Consider the following 15,789-nt stretch of genomic DNA (forward strand, 5'->3'; position numbering starts at 1 on the left):
GCAATCCGCCCCGGCCAGCACCGACGGTGCCGAAACGACAGGCGGGTTGCCGAAAAATCAGACGACGGGGCTGCGTCCACCGTCCACGTTGATCGCCGCGCCGGTCACGTAGCCACCGGCATCGCTGGCCAACAGCAGCGCCACGGAGGCGAATTCCTCTGCCTTGCCGATGCGGCCCAGCGGCACGCCGCGCCCCTGCTCCTCCTTCCACTGCTCCCAGGAAATGTTGCGCTTGTCGGCGGCGTGGCGGCGCACCCACTGGTCGCTCTCGATGATGCCGACCAGCAGGGCGTTCACCAGGATGTTGTCCGGGGCGAATTCCTGGCTCAGCGCCTTGGTCAGCGCCATGCCGGCGGCGCGCGAGACCGAGGTGGGGGTGCTGGCCGCCGGCGGTGCCTTCGCGCCGATGTTCAGCACGTTGACGATGCGCCCCCACTTCCGCGCGCGCATGCCGGGGATGGCGGCGCGGCACAGGCGCACCGCGGCCATCAGCTTCAGGTCCAGGTCGTCCTGCCACAGCGCGTCGCCGCCATCCAGGAACGGGCCGCGCTGCGAGGTGCCGGCGTTGTTCACCAGGATGTCCACCGTGCCCAGCGCCGCCTGCGCGCCTTCGAAGGCGCTGGCGCAGCCCTCGGCGGTGCGGATGTCGGCGGCGATGGTGACGACCTTGGCGGAAGGTGCAGCCGATTGCACCTGCGCCCGCGCCGCCTCCAGCTCGGCCTCGCCGCGCGCCACCAGCGCCACGTGGCCGCCGGCGCGCGCGAAGGCCAGCGCCATGGCTAGCCCCAGCCCCTTGGAGCCGCCGGTGATCAGGGCGCAGCGCCCGTCCAGGGTGATCTTCATGCGGCTTCTCCCAGGGTGGAGGGGTGGAACAGCTCCTCCGGTGGCACCTCGCGCGCCGCCAGGCCATCCGCCAGCGCGTAGCGCGTCATGGCGGCGATTTCGTCGCGGTTGCGGGCGAAGCCAATGGGCCAGGGGTCGCCGCCCATGATGGCCGTCTGCTCCTCGCAGGCGGCGGCGATCCAGGGCAGGGAGGCGCGCAGCACGTTGGTCAAAAGCAGCTCCTCCAGCGCCAGGCGGCGGGCGGCGGCGAAGGCGCGGAACAGCTCCACCGGCAGCCAGGGCTGGGCCTCGGCCACGTCCTTGCGCAGCGCCACGCAGTGCATGATGGGGAAGAAGCCGGTGGCGCGGTGGTAGTCCTGCTCGGCCCGCACCCAGTCGGGGAAGAGGCGCCCCACCTGCGGATGCGGCGCCACCGGGCGCGGGGTGATGAGCGCGTCCACCACGCCCTCGCGCAGCGCCTGCTCGGGTGCCATGCCGAGCGGCGCGACGTCATGGCCGGGGGGAAGCTGGATGGCGATGCGCTCGCTGCCGATGCGCCACTTGATGCTGCGCGTGTCAACCCCGTGCTGCTCGCGCAGCATGCCGCGCACCCACAGCGCCGCGGTCTGCTGGTATTCCGGCAGGGCGATGGTGCGCCCCTCGAGGTCCTTCGGCGTCGTGATGCCGCGGTCGGTGCGGATCCACGCCGCACCATGGCGGAAGGAGCGTGAGGGGAAGGCTGGGATGCCGACATAGGCCGCATCGCCGCGCGCGGTGGTGGTGATGTGGCTGCCCATGGACAGCTCCGTCGCCTCGAAGGCGCGGTCGCGCAGGGCGCGGCGGAAGATGTCCTCCGGCTCGCCGGGGATGTGCTGGATCTCCACGCCGGGGATGCGGACGCGGCCGTCCAGCAGCGGGCGCGTGCGGTCGGTCAGCGTGGAGGCGAGGGTCAGTCGGAGCATCGGGACAGGTTCTCGGGCGTGAAGGGCAGCCGGTCCGGGCGGATTCCCAGCGCGGCGTGGATGGCGTTGGCGATGGCGGCGATGGTGGGCGCGACCGAGGGTTCGCCGGCGCCCAGCGGCGGGTCCTGCGGGCGATGCGCCAGGTGCAGGTGCACCCGCGGCACGTCGGCGAAGCGCAGCACGGGGTAGCTGTCCCAGGTATCGCCCAGGATGCGCTCGGCGTCGAAGCGCGCCTCCTCGTGCAGGGCGATGGAGGTGCCGTGGATGGCGCCGCCTTCCAACTGGTTGCGCGCGCCATCGGGGTTGATGACCTCGCCGAGATCGGCGGCGACGTGCAGAGCCAGGCAGCGCACGCGCTCCTGCGCGCGCACATGCGCCACCACGGCGCACCAGGCGCCGGTGTTCTTGTAGCGCGCGAAGGCCAGGCCCATGCCTTCGCCCTCCGGCAGTGCCGCGCGCCCTTCGAAGCCCGCCATGGCGGCGGCCTGGCGCAGCACGGCGGCGGCGCGCGGGTCGTCCAGGTGGCGCAGGCGGAAGCCCAGCGGGTCCTCGCCCGCGAGTTCGTCCATCACGGCTTCGATGGCCCAGACATTGGCCAGCGCGCCCAGGCCGCGCAGGGCGGAGGCGCGGATGGGCATCTCGGTGATGCGCGCCATCGCGGCGTCGAGGTGCGGGATGCGGTAGGCGGGGACGAGGTTGCGCTGGAGGCCGCCGCCGCCGGCCAAGGGAGGGTTGATGGCGACGGGCATCGGCGCGCCGCCCGGCAGCAGGGGCGCGGCCAGCAGGGCAGGGTGCTCGGCACGGCCGGGGCGGCCGGAATGGCCGTTGCCGCGCGCCTCGACCCGCCAGGAGAGCAGGGTGCCATCCGCGTCCGTCTGCGCCTCCACCTCCACGCGCATGGCGGGCGAGAGGGGGGACCAGGCCAGTTCCTCGGCGCGGCTCCACAGGGCGCGGATGGGCGTGCCGGGATGGGCGCGGGCGAGCAGGGCCGCGTCCAGCGCCACGTCGTCGGCGCCGTTGTGGCCGTAGCAGCCGGCGCCCTGCACGTGTTGCACCACCACCGCCTCGGGCGGCAGGCGCAGCGTCTTCGCCAGGTCGGTGCGGAGGTTGTAGGGGCCTTGCGTGTGCGACCACACGCGCATTGTGCCGCCATCCCACAGCGCGACGGCGCAGCAGGTGCCGACGCTGCCATGGGCGATGAAGGGCTTCAGGAAGCGGCGCCGCAGCAACCGCGCGCCCGCGCGCGGCTCGCCGTGGTGGGTGACCTCGCTGCGCTCGGCGGGGGCGGATTCCAGCCAGGCCGGCCAGTCGGCGGGCAACTCGGTGCCGCCCTCCCAGCGCGCGGCGGTAACGGCGCGGGCGGCGAGGCGCTCGGCCTCGTGCTCCGTGTCCGCGACCACCGCCAGGAAGCTGCCTTCTTGATGCGTCCAGGCCGGCGCCTCCAGCAGCCGCGCTCCGGGCCGCGGCGGGCGGATCATGCGGGCGTGGCGCATGCCCCGCAGGCGCATGTCGTGCAGGAAGCGCGGGGCGCCGCGCAGCTTGTCCGGCAGGTCCAGCCGGGGCGCGCCGGTGCCGGCGTGGCGGCGGGCGGCGGCGGGCAGGGGGGTGGCATCCGGGCTGGCCTCGGCGTCCAGCAGGCCGCGATCCGCCAGCGCGGCGTAGGAGGAGACGGCCCGCCCGGCGGCATCCACGAAGCGCCCGTCCTCCACCCGCAGCGGCCCGCCATGCGCCTGCTCCGCCACGCTCAGGAACAGGGCCCGCGCATCGGCGCAGGCGTGGCGGATCGCCATGCCGCCCTCCTGCACCGAGAGCGAGCCCGATGTCACCGCCTCGTCCGGGCTCTCGCCGGTGACGGTGGGGGCCAGGCGAACAGCGTCCGGCGCCACGCCGAGTTCGTCGGCAGCGATCTGGCGGAAGGCGGTGAGGATGCCCTGGCCCAGCTCCACCTTGCCGGGCTTGATCGTCACCGTGCCATCGGCGTGGAACTCCAGCCATTGCGACAGGCGGCGGTTGACGTGCAGCGAGCCGGGCAGCCTGGGCCGCCCGTCATCGGTGCCGCGGAAGGCCAGGTTCATGCGGCCAGCACCGCGCGCAGCATGCGGTTCTGCGCGCCGCAGCGGCACAGGTGCGGCTGCAGGGCCGCGCGCACAGCGTCCTCGTCCGGCTGCGGCACGCGCGCCAGCAGGGCGGCGGCGCTGACCAGGATGCCGGAGAGGCAGAAGCCGCATTGCCCCGCCTGCTCGCGCGCGAAGGCGGCGGCGAGGCGGCCGTCCAGCCCTTCCACCGTCACCACGCTGCGCCCGGCCGCGGCCTCCACCGGCAGCGCGCAACTCGGACGCGATTCTCCGTCCAGCAGCACGTGGCAGGCGCCGCAGGCCTCGGCGCCGCAGCCGAAGCGCGGGCCGCTCAACCCGCATTCGCCGCGCAGCGCGTGCAGCAGCGTGGTGCCGCCTTCCGCCTGCGCCGGCGCGCCGTTCAACGTGAAGGCGATCATCCGGCGGTGATGCGCGCCATGCGGATCCATTCGCGCTGGCGCTCCACGTCGCGGGCCAGGAAGGCGCCGAACTCCTCGATGCCCATCGGCATGGGCTGCGCGCCCGCCGCCGCCTGGCGCTCGCGCGTTTGCGGCAGGTTGAGGATGCGGTTCACCTCCGCGTTCAGCCGCTCCACGATCGGGCGCGGCGTGCCGGTGGGCGCCATCAGGCCGAGCCAGATGGAGGCCTCGTAGCCCGGCAGCGTCTCGGCCACCGAAGGCAGCTCGGGCAGCAGCGGGTTGCGCTGCGGGCCCGTGGTGGCCAGGCCGCGCACGCGGCCGGCGGCGATCTGCTCGCGCATGGTCGGGATGGCGTCGAACATGATCGGCACCTGGCCGGAGATGACGGCGGTGCGCGCCTCGTTGGAGCCGCGGAAGGGCACGTGCTGCACCTCCACCCCGGCCATGGCGCGGAACACCTCGCCGGCGATGTGGTAGGGCGTGCCGGGGCCGGAGCTGGCGTAGTCGAAGCGTCCCGGACTGGCCTTCAGCAGCGCCACCAGCTCGGCCACGCTGCGCGCCTCGACCGAAGGGTGCACCACCAGCGCGTGGTAGGCGATGTTGATGGCGGCCACGGGCACGAGGTCGCGCAGCAGCGCGTAGGGGCGGCTGGGCAGCAGCGTCTCGTTCGCGGTGTGGGTGTTGGACATCAGCAGCAGGGTGTGGCCGTCCGGCGCGGCCTTCGCCACCTGGTCCGTGCCGATGGTGGCGCCGGCGCCGGGGCGGTTCTCGATCACGAAGGGCTGGCCCAGCGCGGCGGAAAGCGGCTCGCCCAGGAAGCGCGCGGCCACGTCGGCGCTGCCGCCCAGGCCGAAGGGCACGATGATGCGCACCGGGCGCTGCGGCCAGGCCGGCTGGGCGCGGGCCAGGCCGGGCAGGAGGAGCGGGGCGGCAAGCAGGGCGCGGCGCTGCATGGAAAGGTTTCCTCGGTGTTCGTTGGCGCCATGATGTCCAGGCGCCGCGCCGCGCCGCAAGGGGCCTCAGGAGGCGCGGCGGGCCGGGGCGAAGGGGCGCAGCGCCCCGGAGGCGACGACATGGGCCACGCAGGATTCCAGGTGCTCGCGCAACGCGGCCTTGGCGGTGGCGGCGGCGCGGGCCAGGGCGGCGTCCAGCAGGCGGCGGTGCTCGGCGGCGGCGGCCTCGCCGCGGAACACCACGGCGACCATCTGGTAGCGCAGGTAGCGGTCATAGATCGCCGCATGCGCCTGCAGCAGCACGGTGGAGCCGCAGGCGGCGATCAGCGCGCGATGGAACTCCCAGTCGTAGCGCTTCCAGGTTTCGGGGTCGGCGGTGCCGCCCTGCAGCAGGGTGCGCTCGGTGCTGGCGAGCTTGTGGTGGGCGGCGACCACGCCGGCCTCCCAGTCCAGGCCGCCGGCGGCGAAGGCGCGCTCCATGGCGTGCGTCTCCAGCAGCAGGCGCAGGGCGGTGACCTCGCGGAACTCCTCCTCCGACACGGGCGCGACCTCGAAGCCGCGCGCGCCTTCCGCGAGGATCAGGTTCTCCGAGGCCAGGCGGCTCAGCAGCTCCCGGAGCGTGCCGATGCCGACGCCGTAGGTCTCGCGCATGCGGTCCAGGCCGAGCTTCCGGCCAGGGGGCAGGCGGCCAAACAGGATGTCGGCGCGGATGCGGCGATAGGCCAGCTCGCCGGGGCTGGGTTCTTCCGGGAGGGCTAAGACGTCCTTGCGCAAGGCAGGTTCCTTTCGCGCCGATGGTGACGCGGGGAGGGACGCAGGTAAAGAAAGACAAACCCGAAATCATCCGATGATTAAAGAAAACACGGTTGATCTGTTTGGCGCCTGTGCTTACCGTCGGCGCAAGATGACGGGAGGGTAGGGTGAACCGGGCGATCCAAGTGCTGAACGGGCCGAACCTGAACCGCCTCGGCCAGCGGGAGCCCGAGATCTACGGCCACGCCACCCTGGCCGACGTGGAGGCGATGTGCCGCGAGGCCGCCGGGCCGCATCCGCTGGTGTTCCGCCAGACCAACTGGGAGGGCCAGCTGGTCGAATGGATCCACGAGGCGACGGATGCCGAGGCGCTCGGCCTGGTCATCAACCCCGCCGGCCTCACCTTCACCTCCATCCCCGTGCTGGACGCGCTGAAGATGTTCGGCCGCCCGGTGATCGAGCTGCACATCACCAACATCCACCGGCGCGAGGCGATCTATCACCGCTCGCTCGTCTCCACCGTCGCCACCGCGGTGATCGCGGGGCTGGGGGCGCGCGGCTACGCCACGGCGGTGCAGGCCCTGCGCGAGATGGCCGCGCCATGACCCAACGAGGAGACGCCACCATGCACCCCTTCCCCACCGGCCGCCGCGCCCTGCTGGCCGGCCTCGCCACGCTGCCCGGCGCGGCGGCGACGGCGCAGGAGCGCTACCCGTCGCGCGCGGTCACTGTCATCGTGCCCTTCGCCCCCGGCGGCTCGACCGACTTCATGGCGCGGCTGCTGGCGCAGCACCTGTCGCCGCTGCTGGGCGGCAACTTCGTGGTGGAGAACCGCGCCGGGGCCGGCGGAACGGTGGGGCACGGCGCGGTGGCCCGCGCCCGGCCGGATGGCTACACGCTCGGCGTCTCGCCCACCGGCACCTTCGCCCTGGCGCCCTTCCTGATGGAACGCCTGCCATATGACAGCGAGCGCGGCTTCGCCCCGCTGAGCCTGCTGGCCGGCAATGCCATGTTCGTCTGCGTGCGCGCCGACAGCGGCATGGCGACGGTGGCCGACCTCGTCGCCGCCGCGAAGGCGCAGCCGGGGCGCCTCTCCTACGCCTCGGCCGGGCCGGGCACCATCAGCATGCTGGCGCCGGAGCTGTTCCTCGACATGGCCGGCATCGAGATGCTGCACGTCGCCTACCGTTCCGGCGGGCTGCAGACCCAGGCGCTGCTGGGGCGCGAGACGCAGATGGCCTTCATCGACACCGTCACCGCCATCCCGCACATCCAGTCGGGCGACCTGCGGGCGCTGGCCGTCACCAGCGCGGCGCGCTCGCCGCAGATGCCCAACGTGCCGACGCTGGCGGAATCCGGGCTGGCCGGCTACCGCGCCACCAACGACTTCGGCTTCTTCGCCCCGGCCGGCACGCCGCCCGCCATCGTGCGCACCCTCTCGGAAGGCGCGCCCACGGTGCTGGCGATGCCGGAGGTGAAGGCGCGGCTCGACGCCGCCTCCATCGACATCCATGCCGGCACGGCCGAAGCCTTCCCCGCCTTCATCGCCGAGGAGGCGCGCCGCTGGGGCGACCTGATCCGCCGCCGCAACATCCGCATGGAATAGCGGCGATGGCCGGCGCCCTGCTGGCCATCTGGGGCGATGTGCTGCCGGAGGCCGAGACCGAGCACCTGCACTGGCTGCTGCGCGAGCACACGGCCGAACGCCTGGGCGTGCCCGGCTTCCTGGCGGTGCGGGTGCTGCGCTCCGCCCCCGGCCGCACCCTCATCCTCTACGAACTGGCGGACGCCGCGGTGCTGTCCAGCCCGGCCTACCTGGCGCGGCTGGATGCGCCGACGCCGTGGTCCCGCCGCATCATGCCGATGCTGCGCGGCTTCGCGCGCGGCGGCGGGCCGGTGGTCGCGGCGCTGGGGGCCGGGCAGGGCGGCTGCGTGCTGGCCTGGCGCCTGGATGCGGCGCCCGCCGCCGCGCTGCCGGACGCCTTGCTGGAGGAGGACCGCGTCTGCGCCCTGCGGCTGATGGTGGTGGACCGGGCGGGCTCCGGCCTGCCGACCACCGAGAAGGCGCTGCGCGGCGGCGACGCGCCCTTCACGGCGCTGCTGCTGCTGGAGGGCACCGACGCGGCGGCGCTGCGCCAGGCCGCAGCCCGCCACGGCGAGGCCCTCCGCGCCCTGGGCGCCACCGGCGAGGGCACCGCCCACGCGACGGTCTTCGCCATGCGCGCCTGACGCCGCCCGACGGATTCACCGACCCGCCACGCGGGTCACCGGCGATGCCTGCGTGAACGTGGACGCGTCCGGCAGCTTGGTCGAGGGGAACCTGGCCTGGTCGGGCGGCCGATGCCGCCATCCCTCCGCGACGCCCCCTGCGTGGCCACCGGCCGGCGCGGGGGGGCCTGGGGGCCTGAGGCCCACCTCACACCGCGGCGGAATGCCGCCCGCTGCCGGTGCCCAGCTTGCCGTCGAAGCAGGCGGCGACGTGGCGCAGGAAGCGGCGTCCCGGCTCGCCCACCCGCACCACGTCGCCTTCCAGCGCCACCAGCCCGTCCCGTGCCAGCGCGCGCAGGCCAGGCGTGGCCTGGGCGCGGATGCACAGCGGCAGGGGCGCCAGGTCGAGGCGGAGGTCGCACATCACGCGCTCGATGGCGCGGCGGCGGATGCGGTCCTCCTCCGTCAGCTCCAGGCCGCGCGCTACCGGCAGCAGCCCGGCCTCCACGGCGGCCACCCAGCCGCGCTCGTCGGCGATGTTCTGGGCGTAGCCGCGCGGCGTCTCGCCGATGGCGGAGCAGCCCAGGCCGAGCAGCACCTCCGCTCGGTCGGTGGTGTAGCCCTGGAAGTTGCGGCGCAGCGTGCCGGCGGCGGCAGCCAGCGCCATGGGGTCGTCCGGCCGGGCGAAGTGGTCCAGACCGATGGCAAGGAAGCCGTTCGCCGCGAGCGTGCCATGGGCGGCGGCGGCCTGATCCATGCGCGCCGCCGCGCCCGGCAGCTCCTCGCCGCGGATGGCGGACTGCGCCGGCTTCATCCAGGGCACGTGGGCGTAGCCGAAGGCGGCCACGCGGTCCGCCCCCAGCGCGGCCGCCGTGCGCGCGGTGGCCTCCACATGGGCGACCGTCTGCGTGGGCAGGCCGTACATCATGTCCAGGTTGATGCGCGCGATGCCGGCGGCCCGCAGGCGGCGCATCGCCTCGTCCACCTGCTCCACCGGCTGGATGCGGCCGATCTTGGCCTGGACCTCCGGGTTGGCGTCCTGCAGGCCGAGCGAGGCGCGGGTGAAGCCGGCGCCGGCCAGCGCGTCCACCACATCCTGCGTCAGGGTGCGCGGGTCCAGCTCCACCGACAGCTCGGCATCGGGGGCGAAGGGGAACAGGCGCCGCAGGTGGCGCACCACCCCGGCGAGGCGCTTCGCCCCCAGCGCCGAGGGCGTGCCGCCGCCCAGCGCCAGGTGCGTCACCGGGCCATGCGCCGGCAGCGCGGCGTGCAGCAGCCGCGCCTCGGCCAGCAGGGCCAGGGCGTAGCGCTCGATGCGCGCGTCGGAGCGGGTGACGGTGGTGTGGCAGCCGCAATACCAGCACAGCGCGTGGCAGAAGGGCACGTGCAGGTAGAGCGAGACCGGGTCCTCGGCGCGGATGCGCGCCAGACCGGCCGCGTGCGCGTCGGGCGAGAGCGGCACGAAGTGCGGCGCCGTCGGGTATGACGTGTAGCGCGGCAGGTTGGCCGTTGCGTAGGCGGCGAGGTCCATGCCGGGCTGCATGCGCCTTCCCGCGCCCGCTTGCCTTGCGGTGGATCAAGCCGGAGCATCGCCGCGGCAAAGGGGGCATGGACGATGCTGGACGTGGCGATCCGCGGCGCGACGCTGGTGACGGCGGAGGGGATGCAGCGCGCCGACCTCGGCATCCAGGGCGGGGTGGTGGCGGCCATCGCGGCGCGGCTGCCGGAGGCGCGCCGGGTGGTCGAGGCGGACGGGCTGTGGCTGATGCCCGGCGGGGTGGACCCGCATTGCCACATCGAGGAGCCGGCGCCCGACGGCACCGTGATGGAGGAGGGGTTCGAGAGCGCCTCGCGCTCCGCCCTGGCCGGCGGCACCACCAGCGTCGTGTGCTTCGTGCCGCAGTGGAAGGGCGGCGGCGTGCTGGAGCGCTTCCGCGAGCAGAAGCGCCGCGCTGCCCGCGCCATGGTGGACGTGGCCTTCCACCAGATCGTCACCGACCCGGTGCCGGAGGTGCTGGAGCGCGAGCTGCCCGCCCTGGTGGAACAGGGCGTGCGCAGCCTCAAGGCCTTCCTGACCTATGACCCGCTGGTGCTGGATGACGGCGCCTTCCTGAAGGTGCTGGCCGCGGCGCGCCGCCTGGGCTGCCTGGTGACGGTGCATTGCGAGAACCACCACGCCATCGCCCACCGCATCGCCGCGCTGAAGGCGGCCGGGCTGGAGGCGCCCTTCGCGCACGCCCTGGCGCGCCCGCCCGTGGTGGAGCGCGAGGCCACCCACCGCGCCATCGCCCTGGCCGAGATGCTGGACCAGCCGCTGCAGGTGTTCCACGTCTCCTGCGCCGAGGCGGCGGAGGAGATCGCCCGCGCCCAGGCGCGCGGCGTGCAGGTGTGGGGCGAGACCTGCCCGCAATACCTGGTGCTGACGGCCGATGACATGGCGCGGCCGGGCGGGGAGGGCGCGAAGTTCATGTGCTCGCCGGCGCCGCGCGCGGCGGCGGAGCAAGAGCGCCTGTGGGCGATGATCCGCCGCGGCGTGCTGGACGTGGTCAGCAGCGACCATTGCGGCTTCAGCTTCGGCGGCACGCGTGGCAAGCGCCCGGGCGGGCGGGACGCGCCCTTCGACCAGGTGCCCAACGGCATTCCCGGCCTGCAGGCCCGCCTGCCGCTGCTGTTCAGCGAGGGCGTGGCGGCCGGGCGCATCACGCCCGAGCACTTCGTGCGGCTGGTCGCCGCCAACCCGGCGCGCATGATGGGTCTGTGGCCGCGCAAGGGCAGCCTGCACATCGGCGCCGACGCCGATTGCGTGCTGTGGGACCCGAAGGCGGAGCGCGTGCTGTCCAACGCCGCCGCCCAGCACGCCATCGACTACACCCCCTATGAGGGGCGCGCCGTCACCGGCTGGCCGGTCATGGTGCTGCGCCGCGGCGAGGTGGTGATGGAAGGCGACGTGGTGGCGGCCGCGCCGGGCTCCGGCGAATGGCTGCCGCGCGGACCCTACGACCTCATCCGGCCGCGGGGCGGGCTGGAGCCGTGGCTGGCGTGAAGGCCAGCCGCGCCGGCAACTCGGCCAGGCGCGCGGCCTCGGCGTTGGCGAAGGCCAGGCGCAGGTGGCGCTGCTGGCCGGGGCCGAAGAAGGGGCCGGGCAGCGTCATCAGCCCGTGCTCCGCCGCCAGGAACTCGGCGGCGGCCAGGGCATCGGGCGCGCCCTCGGGCAGGCGCAGGTAGGCGAAGTAGGCGCCCAGCGCCTCCATCTGGAAGCCGGCCAGGGCGGCGCGCGCGGCGGCGGCGCGGCCGGCCATGACGGCGCGGTTGCCGGCGCGCCAGTCGCGCAGGGCCGGGATGGCCCAGGCCAGCGCCGCCTGGCCGGGGCGGGCCGGGCAGATCTGCCAGGTGTCCAGCGCCTTGGCGAGCTGCGCCTGGAACGCCGCGTCGGCCAGGATGGCGCCCAGCCGGTGGCCAGGGATGCAGTAGGCCTTGGAGAAGGAATAGAGCTGCACGAAGCGCCGCCCCTCGCTGAACAGCGCGTGCGGGCGGGTGTCGAGGAAGTCGCGGTAGGTCTCGTCCAGCACCAGGGCGATGCCGTGGCGGTCGCACAGCGCGGCGAAGGCGGCGATGGTGGCGGGCGGGTAGGTGGCGCCGGTGGGGTTGTTGGGCGTGACCAGCACGATGGCCCGCGTGCGCGGGGTGATGGGCGCGTCCTCCACGCGCGGCACGAAGCCGGCGGCGGGGTCGCAGGGCAGCGGCACGGGCGTGACGCCGGCCATGCGCAGCGCCATCTCGTGGTTGAAGTACCAGGGGGTGGGTAGCACCACCTCGTCGCCCGGCGCGGCGAGCACCGCCATGGCCATGGCGAAGGCCAGGTTGGCGCCGGCGGTGATGGCGACATGGGCGGCCGTCGCCGTGCCGCCGTAGAGGCGCCGGGTTTCCTCGGCCACCGCCTCGCGCAGCGCCATGTCGCCGGTGATGGGGCCGTAGCCGGCGCAGGCGGGGTCGGCGGCGGCGGCGCCGAGGCGGGCCAGCATCTCCGGGTGTGGCGGGTAGCCGGGCACCGCCTGGGTGAGGTCCAGCGCCGGGCCGCACCGCCCGTCATAGCGCGCGGCCCAGGCGCGGGCGGCGGGAATCGGCGGCTCGGCGGTGGCGAGGATGGTGCGGGCGAACATGGGATGGGACTGTCGCGCCGCGTCAGTCCTGCGTCCAGGGCGGGCGGCCGGTCACGTGCAGCCAGTGGTGCCACAGGGCGCGCGCGGCGACGGAACGCCAGGGCGACCAGGCTTGGGCCATCCGGCGCAGCGCGCGGGGGTCGGGGCGCGCCGGCAGCCCCAGCAGGTGTGCCGCACCCGCGGCCAGCGCGACGTCGCCGGCCGGGAAGACGTCCGGCCGCCCTTCGGACAGGACGAGGTGGACCTCGGCCGTCCAGGGGCCGATGCCCTTCACCGCCACCAGCATCGCGGTCGCCGCGGCGTCGTCCAGCCGCGCCAGCCGTGCGAAATCCAGCGTGCCGTCCATCACGGCCCGGGCGGCGGCGCGCACCGTGGCAGCGCGGGCGCGCGTCAGCCCGCCCAGGCCGCAGAGCGCGTCGTCATCAAGCAGCACCAGCTGCGCGGGCTCCAGCGCGCCGGGAATGGCGGAGAGCCGCGCCCACACCGCCTGCGCCGCGGCGTGCGAGACGTGCTGCCCGCAGATGGTCTTCAACAGCCCCGGGAAGCCGGGCGCACGCGCCACGTAGGGCAAGGGCCCCGCCACCCGCGCGAAGGCGGGCTCGGCTTCGCGCAGCGCCGCCCAGGCCGGGGCGAACCAGTCAGAAGGCGGCGCGCAGGCGCAGAGCGAAGAGGTGCACGGGTCCACGGTCGCGGTTGTAGGCCGGGTTGGCAACCAGCTGGTAGTTGCCCGTCACGTCCAGCCCGGCGGCGGCGTGCCACAGGTAGTAGGTTTCGACTGCGTATTCCGGGCCGGCGTTCAGCCGCCCGTCGCCGGTGATGAAGCCGATGCCGCCGGCCTCCAGGTAGCGCCGCCGCCCCTCGCTGGCCCAGCCGATGTTGCCGCCCAGGCCCAGCGTGTCGCGCGGGCGGTTCCAGCGCGCGCCGTTGACGCTGACGCCGCCGGAGATGGCGCGGTCCATCTCGGTGAAGCTCCAGTTCTGGGTTCGGCCGTCATTCCAGGACAGGCGGGCGAAGACGCCGATGCCCTCCGCCACCTCCTGCTCGGCGTTCAGCGCGGCCATCAGCTTGCGCCGGTAGCCGGACGGGTTCTGCTCGAAGCTGTCGAAGCCGTTGCGCGAGATCTCGCCCCACTGGCTCATCCGCGCGCTGGACAGGCCGCCCAGCAGGCGGACGGCGCCGGGGCGGCCATGGAGCGTCCAGAAGCGGTCGCCTTGCAGCATCGCGCTCCAGGCCCGGGTGAGGGAGGGGTCCATGAACAGGCCGTTGACGCGGCGCGGCACCTGGAAGACGCCGGCGCGCAGGCCCCAGCGGCCGTCGTCGTATTCCACCGCCGCGCCGGGGGTCCAGCCGCGCGCGTCGGCGGCGTAGTCGAAGGCGCCGGCGCCGACCAGCGCCCAGTTCATGAACTGCGTGCGCGCGTCATGGGCGTAGCGGTTGTCGTCGAAGATGTCCCATACGCTCATCTTGCCGATGGTGATGGTCAGGCGGCGTGCCGGCAGCGGGCTGTTGAAGCGCAGCGGGTCATCCTCGTTCGGCACCGTGCCGCCGCCCAGGGCGACCGTCTGGCGCAGCATGATGCGCGGCACCGCCACGTAGGGGTCGGTGGTGCCGAGCCGGAACGCCTCGTTGTTGGGGAAGGCGGCGACGCCGGTGCTGTTGGACAGGCCGAAGCCGCGCGTCACCTGCGGGTTGAGGATGAACTCCGCGCCCTCCCACAGCCGCCGGCCCAGCACCAGGTCGGCGCTGAAGGTGTTGCGGGCGTTGGCGGCCGGCACCAGCGAGCCCTCGCCGCGATAGGGCGAGCGGAAGCGCGGATGGCCCTGGAGGATGAAGGTGGCCTGGCCGCGCACCAGCCAGCCCTGCTCCTCCAGCCGGTCCTGCCGCTGCGCCAAGCTCGGGAACAGCGCGGCCTCGGGCGGGCCGACATTGGGGGCGGCGGCGCTGCCGAAGCCCTGCGCCGCGGCGCCGGCCGGGGCCAGCAGCAGCAGCGACAGTTGAAGAGATCTGCGGATGTTGGCGAAGCGGGGCGGACGCATGGGAATCCCTAGCGGCAGCGGTAGGCCGGCGCAACGGCCTCGCGGAAATGTCACGCGCGCGGCTGGACGGGCGGCGCGGCGCAGGCTTCGATGCGCCCCACCGGAGGAGACGAACGCATGACGACGCGCCCCTACACCCAGGCCGACCTCGACGCGCTGTGCGAGTGGGACACCCCCACCATCTGCAACGCGCTGGAGGTGGTGGTGCCGGCCCGCCGCTCCCACGGCTTCACCGTGCGCCGGTTCGACTGCGCCTATCCTTCGATGAAGCCGATCTGCGGGCCGGCGCGCGTCGGCACCATCCGCGCCGCCCACCCCTCCGGCCGCACCAGGGACCTGGACCGCGCGGCGCGCATCGGCTGGTACGAGTACGTCGCCAACGCCGACCTGCCGACGGTGGTGGTGCTGCAGGACCTGGACGACGTTCCCGGCACCGGCGCCTTCTGGGGCGAGGTGAACACCACCGTCCACAAGGGGCTGAAGGCGCTGGGCTGCGTGACGAACGGCTCCTTCCGCGACCTCGACATGATCGCGCCGGAATTCCAGCTGCTGGGCGTGGTGAACCCCTCGCACGCCTTCGTTCACGTGGTGGACTGGGGGCGCCCGGTGACCGTGCACGGCATGGCGGTGCAGCATGACGAGGTGGTGCACGCCGACCGCCACGGCGCTGTGACCATCCCGGCCGACGCGGTGAAGGCCATCCCGGCGGCAATCGAGCTGCTGACCCGCAAGGAGGCCGTCATCCTGGAGATGGCGCGGCGCGACGACTTCGACATCGGCAAGCTGCGCGAGGCGCTGCAGCGGAGCGAAGACATCCACTGACATGCCCTTCGTCGAGGATGGCGCGCCGCCGGCGCTGGGAGGCGGCGTCTTCCGCTGGCCGGCGCCGCTGGGCGCGGTGAGGCCCGAATGGGTGGACGGCTACCGCCACATGAACATGGGCTTCTACCTGGTGGCCTTCGACGCGCAGACCGACCGCCTCTGGCCGCACCTGCGCCTGGGCACCGCGCTGCGCGAGGCCGGCCTGGGCACCTTCGCGGCCGAGGCCTGGCTGGACTACCAGCGCGAGATGACCGAGGGCATGCCCATCGGCGCCGAAAGCGAGGTGCTGGGCTGCGACGCCAAGCGCCTGCTGGTGCGCCACCGCATGTTCCACTGGGAGGAAGGCTGGACCAGCTCGGCGCATGAGGTGCTCTACCTCTGCGTGGACCTGGCGGCGCGCCGCGTCACCACTTGGCCGGAGGCGGTGCGCGCCCGGCTGGAGGAGGTGGCGACGGGCGCCCCCGCCAAGCGCCTCATGCTGGGGCGGCGTGCCTGATTGCGCGGCAGCGGCGCGCGGCGCCGCGTGACGGCGTTGAAACAGGCGGTTGACGATGCCGCGCCCTGGCATGAACCTTCACA

At 74.2% G+C, this 15,789-nt stretch carries 16 protein-coding genes; 6 read left to right on the forward strand and 10 right to left on the reverse strand.

Going from position 1 to position 15,789, the window contains the following annotated elements; genetic code table 11:
- Positions 1–57: 57 nt before the first annotated feature.
- From ACI6QG_RS04510 to ACI6QG_RS04535, 6 genes are all read right to left on the reverse strand, one after another.
- Positions 58–843 carry an SDR family oxidoreductase gene (locus tag ACI6QG_RS04510; RefSeq protein WP_407023371.1) on the reverse strand — a complete coding sequence of 262 codons (786 nt, stop codon included), beginning with the start codon at positions 841–843 and terminating at the stop codon, positions 58–60.
- Positions 840–1,784: a substrate-binding domain-containing protein gene (locus tag ACI6QG_RS04515; protein ID WP_407023372.1), complete on the reverse strand. Its 945-nt coding sequence runs from the start codon at positions 1,782–1,784 to the stop codon at positions 840–842. The genes ACI6QG_RS04510 and ACI6QG_RS04515 overlap by 4 nt, the downstream gene beginning before the upstream one ends.
- Positions 1,772–3,859 carry a molybdopterin cofactor-binding domain-containing protein gene (locus ACI6QG_RS04520; RefSeq protein WP_407023373.1) on the reverse strand — a complete coding sequence of 696 codons (2,088 nt, stop codon included), beginning with the start codon at positions 3,857–3,859 and terminating at the stop codon, positions 1,772–1,774. The genes ACI6QG_RS04515 and ACI6QG_RS04520 overlap by 13 nt, the downstream gene beginning before the upstream one ends.
- Positions 3,856–4,278 (reverse strand): (2Fe-2S)-binding protein, encoded by a 423-nt coding sequence (locus ACI6QG_RS04525; protein WP_407023374.1) that lies wholly within the window; start codon positions 4,276–4,278, stop codon positions 3,856–3,858. The genes ACI6QG_RS04520 and ACI6QG_RS04525 overlap by 4 nt, the downstream gene beginning before the upstream one ends.
- Entirely contained in the window at positions 4,275–5,231 is a 957-nt protein-coding gene (locus tag ACI6QG_RS04530) for a tripartite tricarboxylate transporter substrate binding protein (protein WP_407023375.1), read from the reverse strand. The genes ACI6QG_RS04525 and ACI6QG_RS04530 overlap by 4 nt, the downstream gene beginning before the upstream one ends.
- Before the next feature lie 66 nt (positions 5,232–5,297).
- Positions 5,298–6,005: a GntR family transcriptional regulator gene (locus ACI6QG_RS04535; protein ID WP_407023376.1), complete on the reverse strand. Its 708-nt coding sequence runs from the start codon at positions 6,003–6,005 to the stop codon at positions 5,298–5,300.
- A 146-nt stretch (positions 6,006–6,151) separates the two neighbouring features.
- Between ACI6QG_RS04535 and ACI6QG_RS04540 the strand changes: the two genes are divergently transcribed.
- Genes ACI6QG_RS04540 through ACI6QG_RS04550 form a run of 3 tightly spaced genes read left to right on the forward strand, consistent with a single transcriptional unit; the run spans position 6,152 to position 8,213 of the window.
- On the forward strand, positions 6,152–6,589 hold the full coding sequence (locus ACI6QG_RS04540) for a type II 3-dehydroquinate dehydratase (protein WP_407023377.1): 438 nt from the start codon (positions 6,152–6,154) through the stop codon (positions 6,587–6,589).
- Positions 6,586–7,590, forward strand: a complete 1,005-nt coding sequence (locus ACI6QG_RS04545) for a Bug family tripartite tricarboxylate transporter substrate binding protein (RefSeq protein WP_407023378.1) — start codon at positions 6,586–6,588, stop codon at positions 7,588–7,590. Before ACI6QG_RS04540 ends, ACI6QG_RS04545 begins: the two co-directional genes overlap by 4 nt.
- Positions 7,591–7,595: 5 nt before the next feature.
- Positions 7,596–8,213, forward strand: a complete 618-nt coding sequence (locus tag ACI6QG_RS04550; protein WP_407023379.1) for a hypothetical protein — start codon at positions 7,596–7,598, stop codon at positions 8,211–8,213.
- Positions 8,214–8,400: 187 nt separating this feature from the next.
- Here ACI6QG_RS04550 and hemN read toward each other — a convergent pair whose 3' ends face one another.
- Positions 8,401–9,723: an oxygen-independent coproporphyrinogen III oxidase gene (gene hemN, locus ACI6QG_RS04555; RefSeq protein WP_407023380.1), complete on the reverse strand. Its 1,323-nt coding sequence runs from the start codon at positions 9,721–9,723 to the stop codon at positions 8,401–8,403.
- Positions 9,724–9,807: 84 nt separating this feature from the next.
- On the opposite strand from hemN, the gene hydA reads away from it, so the two are divergent.
- Entirely contained in the window at positions 9,808–11,235 is a 1,428-nt protein-coding gene (gene hydA, locus ACI6QG_RS04560; protein ID WP_407023381.1) for a dihydropyrimidinase, read from the forward strand.
- Here the strand turns inward: hydA and ACI6QG_RS04565 are convergent.
- Genes ACI6QG_RS04565 through ACI6QG_RS04575 form a run of 3 tightly spaced genes read right to left on the reverse strand, consistent with a single transcriptional unit; the run spans position 11,195 to position 14,388 of the window.
- On the reverse strand, positions 11,195–12,352 hold the full coding sequence (locus ACI6QG_RS04565) for an aminotransferase (RefSeq protein WP_407023382.1): 1,158 nt from the start codon (positions 12,350–12,352) through the stop codon (positions 11,195–11,197). The two genes, hydA and ACI6QG_RS04565, sit on opposite strands and share 41 nt — an antisense overlap.
- Before the next feature lie 22 nt (positions 12,353–12,374).
- Positions 12,375–13,037: a DNA-3-methyladenine glycosylase family protein gene (locus ACI6QG_RS04570; RefSeq protein WP_407023383.1), complete on the reverse strand. Its 663-nt coding sequence runs from the start codon at positions 13,035–13,037 to the stop codon at positions 12,375–12,377.
- Positions 12,991–14,388 (reverse strand): carbohydrate porin, encoded by a 1,398-nt coding sequence (locus tag ACI6QG_RS04575; protein ID WP_407023384.1) that lies wholly within the window; start codon positions 14,386–14,388, stop codon positions 12,991–12,993. Before ACI6QG_RS04575 ends, ACI6QG_RS04570 begins: the two co-directional genes overlap by 47 nt.
- Before the next feature lie 117 nt (positions 14,389–14,505).
- Between ACI6QG_RS04575 and ACI6QG_RS04580 the strand changes: the two genes are divergently transcribed.
- Positions 14,506–15,210, forward strand: a complete 705-nt coding sequence (locus ACI6QG_RS04580; protein ID WP_407023385.1) for an RraA family protein — start codon at positions 14,506–14,508, stop codon at positions 15,208–15,210.
- Between the two features lies 1 nt (position 15,211).
- The gene (locus tag ACI6QG_RS04585; protein ID WP_407023386.1) at positions 15,212–15,706 is read left to right on the forward strand and encodes an acyl-CoA thioesterase; all 495 of its coding nucleotides are present in this window, start codon (positions 15,212–15,214) and stop codon (positions 15,704–15,706) included.
- Positions 15,707–15,789 lie beyond the last annotated feature (83 nt).

The organism is Sabulicella flocculans (assembly GCF_045449635.1).
Taxonomy (GTDB): domain Bacteria; phylum Pseudomonadota; class Alphaproteobacteria; order Acetobacterales; family Acetobacteraceae; genus Roseococcus.

What these genes read in the sequence shown, in the direction of transcription:
- ACI6QG_RS04515 (WP_407023372.1), bottom strand. Translation starts at nt 1,784, where the DNA reads ATGCTCCGACTGACCCTCGCCTCCACGCTGACCGACCGCACGCGCCCG.
- ACI6QG_RS04585 (WP_407023386.1), top strand. Translation starts at nt 15,212, where the DNA reads ATGCCCTTCGTCGAGGATGGCGCGCCGCCGGCGCTGGGAGGCGGCGTC.
- ACI6QG_RS04550 (WP_407023379.1), top strand. Translation starts at nt 7,596, where the DNA reads ATGGCCGGCGCCCTGCTGGCCATCTGGGGCGATGTGCTGCCGGAGGCC.
- ACI6QG_RS04575 (WP_407023384.1), bottom strand. Translation starts at nt 14,388, where the DNA reads ATGCGTCCGCCCCGCTTCGCCAACATCCGCAGATCTCTTCAACTGTCG.
- ACI6QG_RS04525 (WP_407023374.1), bottom strand. Translation starts at nt 4,278, where the DNA reads ATGATCGCCTTCACGTTGAACGGCGCGCCGGCGCAGGCGGAAGGCGGC.
- ACI6QG_RS04565 (WP_407023382.1), bottom strand. Translation starts at nt 12,352, where the DNA reads ATGTTCGCCCGCACCATCCTCGCCACCGCCGAGCCGCCGATTCCCGCC.
- ACI6QG_RS04545 (WP_407023378.1), top strand. Translation starts at nt 6,586, where the DNA reads ATGACCCAACGAGGAGACGCCACCATGCACCCCTTCCCCACCGGCCGC.
- ACI6QG_RS04530 (WP_407023375.1), bottom strand. Translation starts at nt 5,231, where the DNA reads ATGCAGCGCCGCGCCCTGCTTGCCGCCCCGCTCCTCCTGCCCGGCCTG.
- hydA (WP_407023381.1), top strand. Translation starts at nt 9,808, where the DNA reads ATGCTGGACGTGGCGATCCGCGGCGCGACGCTGGTGACGGCGGAGGGG.
- ACI6QG_RS04510 (WP_407023371.1), bottom strand. Translation starts at nt 843, where the DNA reads ATGAAGATCACCCTGGACGGGCGCTGCGCCCTGATCACCGGCGGCTCC.
- ACI6QG_RS04580 (WP_407023385.1), top strand. Translation starts at nt 14,506, where the DNA reads ATGACGACGCGCCCCTACACCCAGGCCGACCTCGACGCGCTGTGCGAG.
- hemN (WP_407023380.1), bottom strand. Translation starts at nt 9,723, where the DNA reads ATGGACCTCGCCGCCTACGCAACGGCCAACCTGCCGCGCTACACGTCA.
- ACI6QG_RS04520 (WP_407023373.1), bottom strand. Translation starts at nt 3,859, where the DNA reads ATGAACCTGGCCTTCCGCGGCACCGATGACGGGCGGCCCAGGCTGCCC.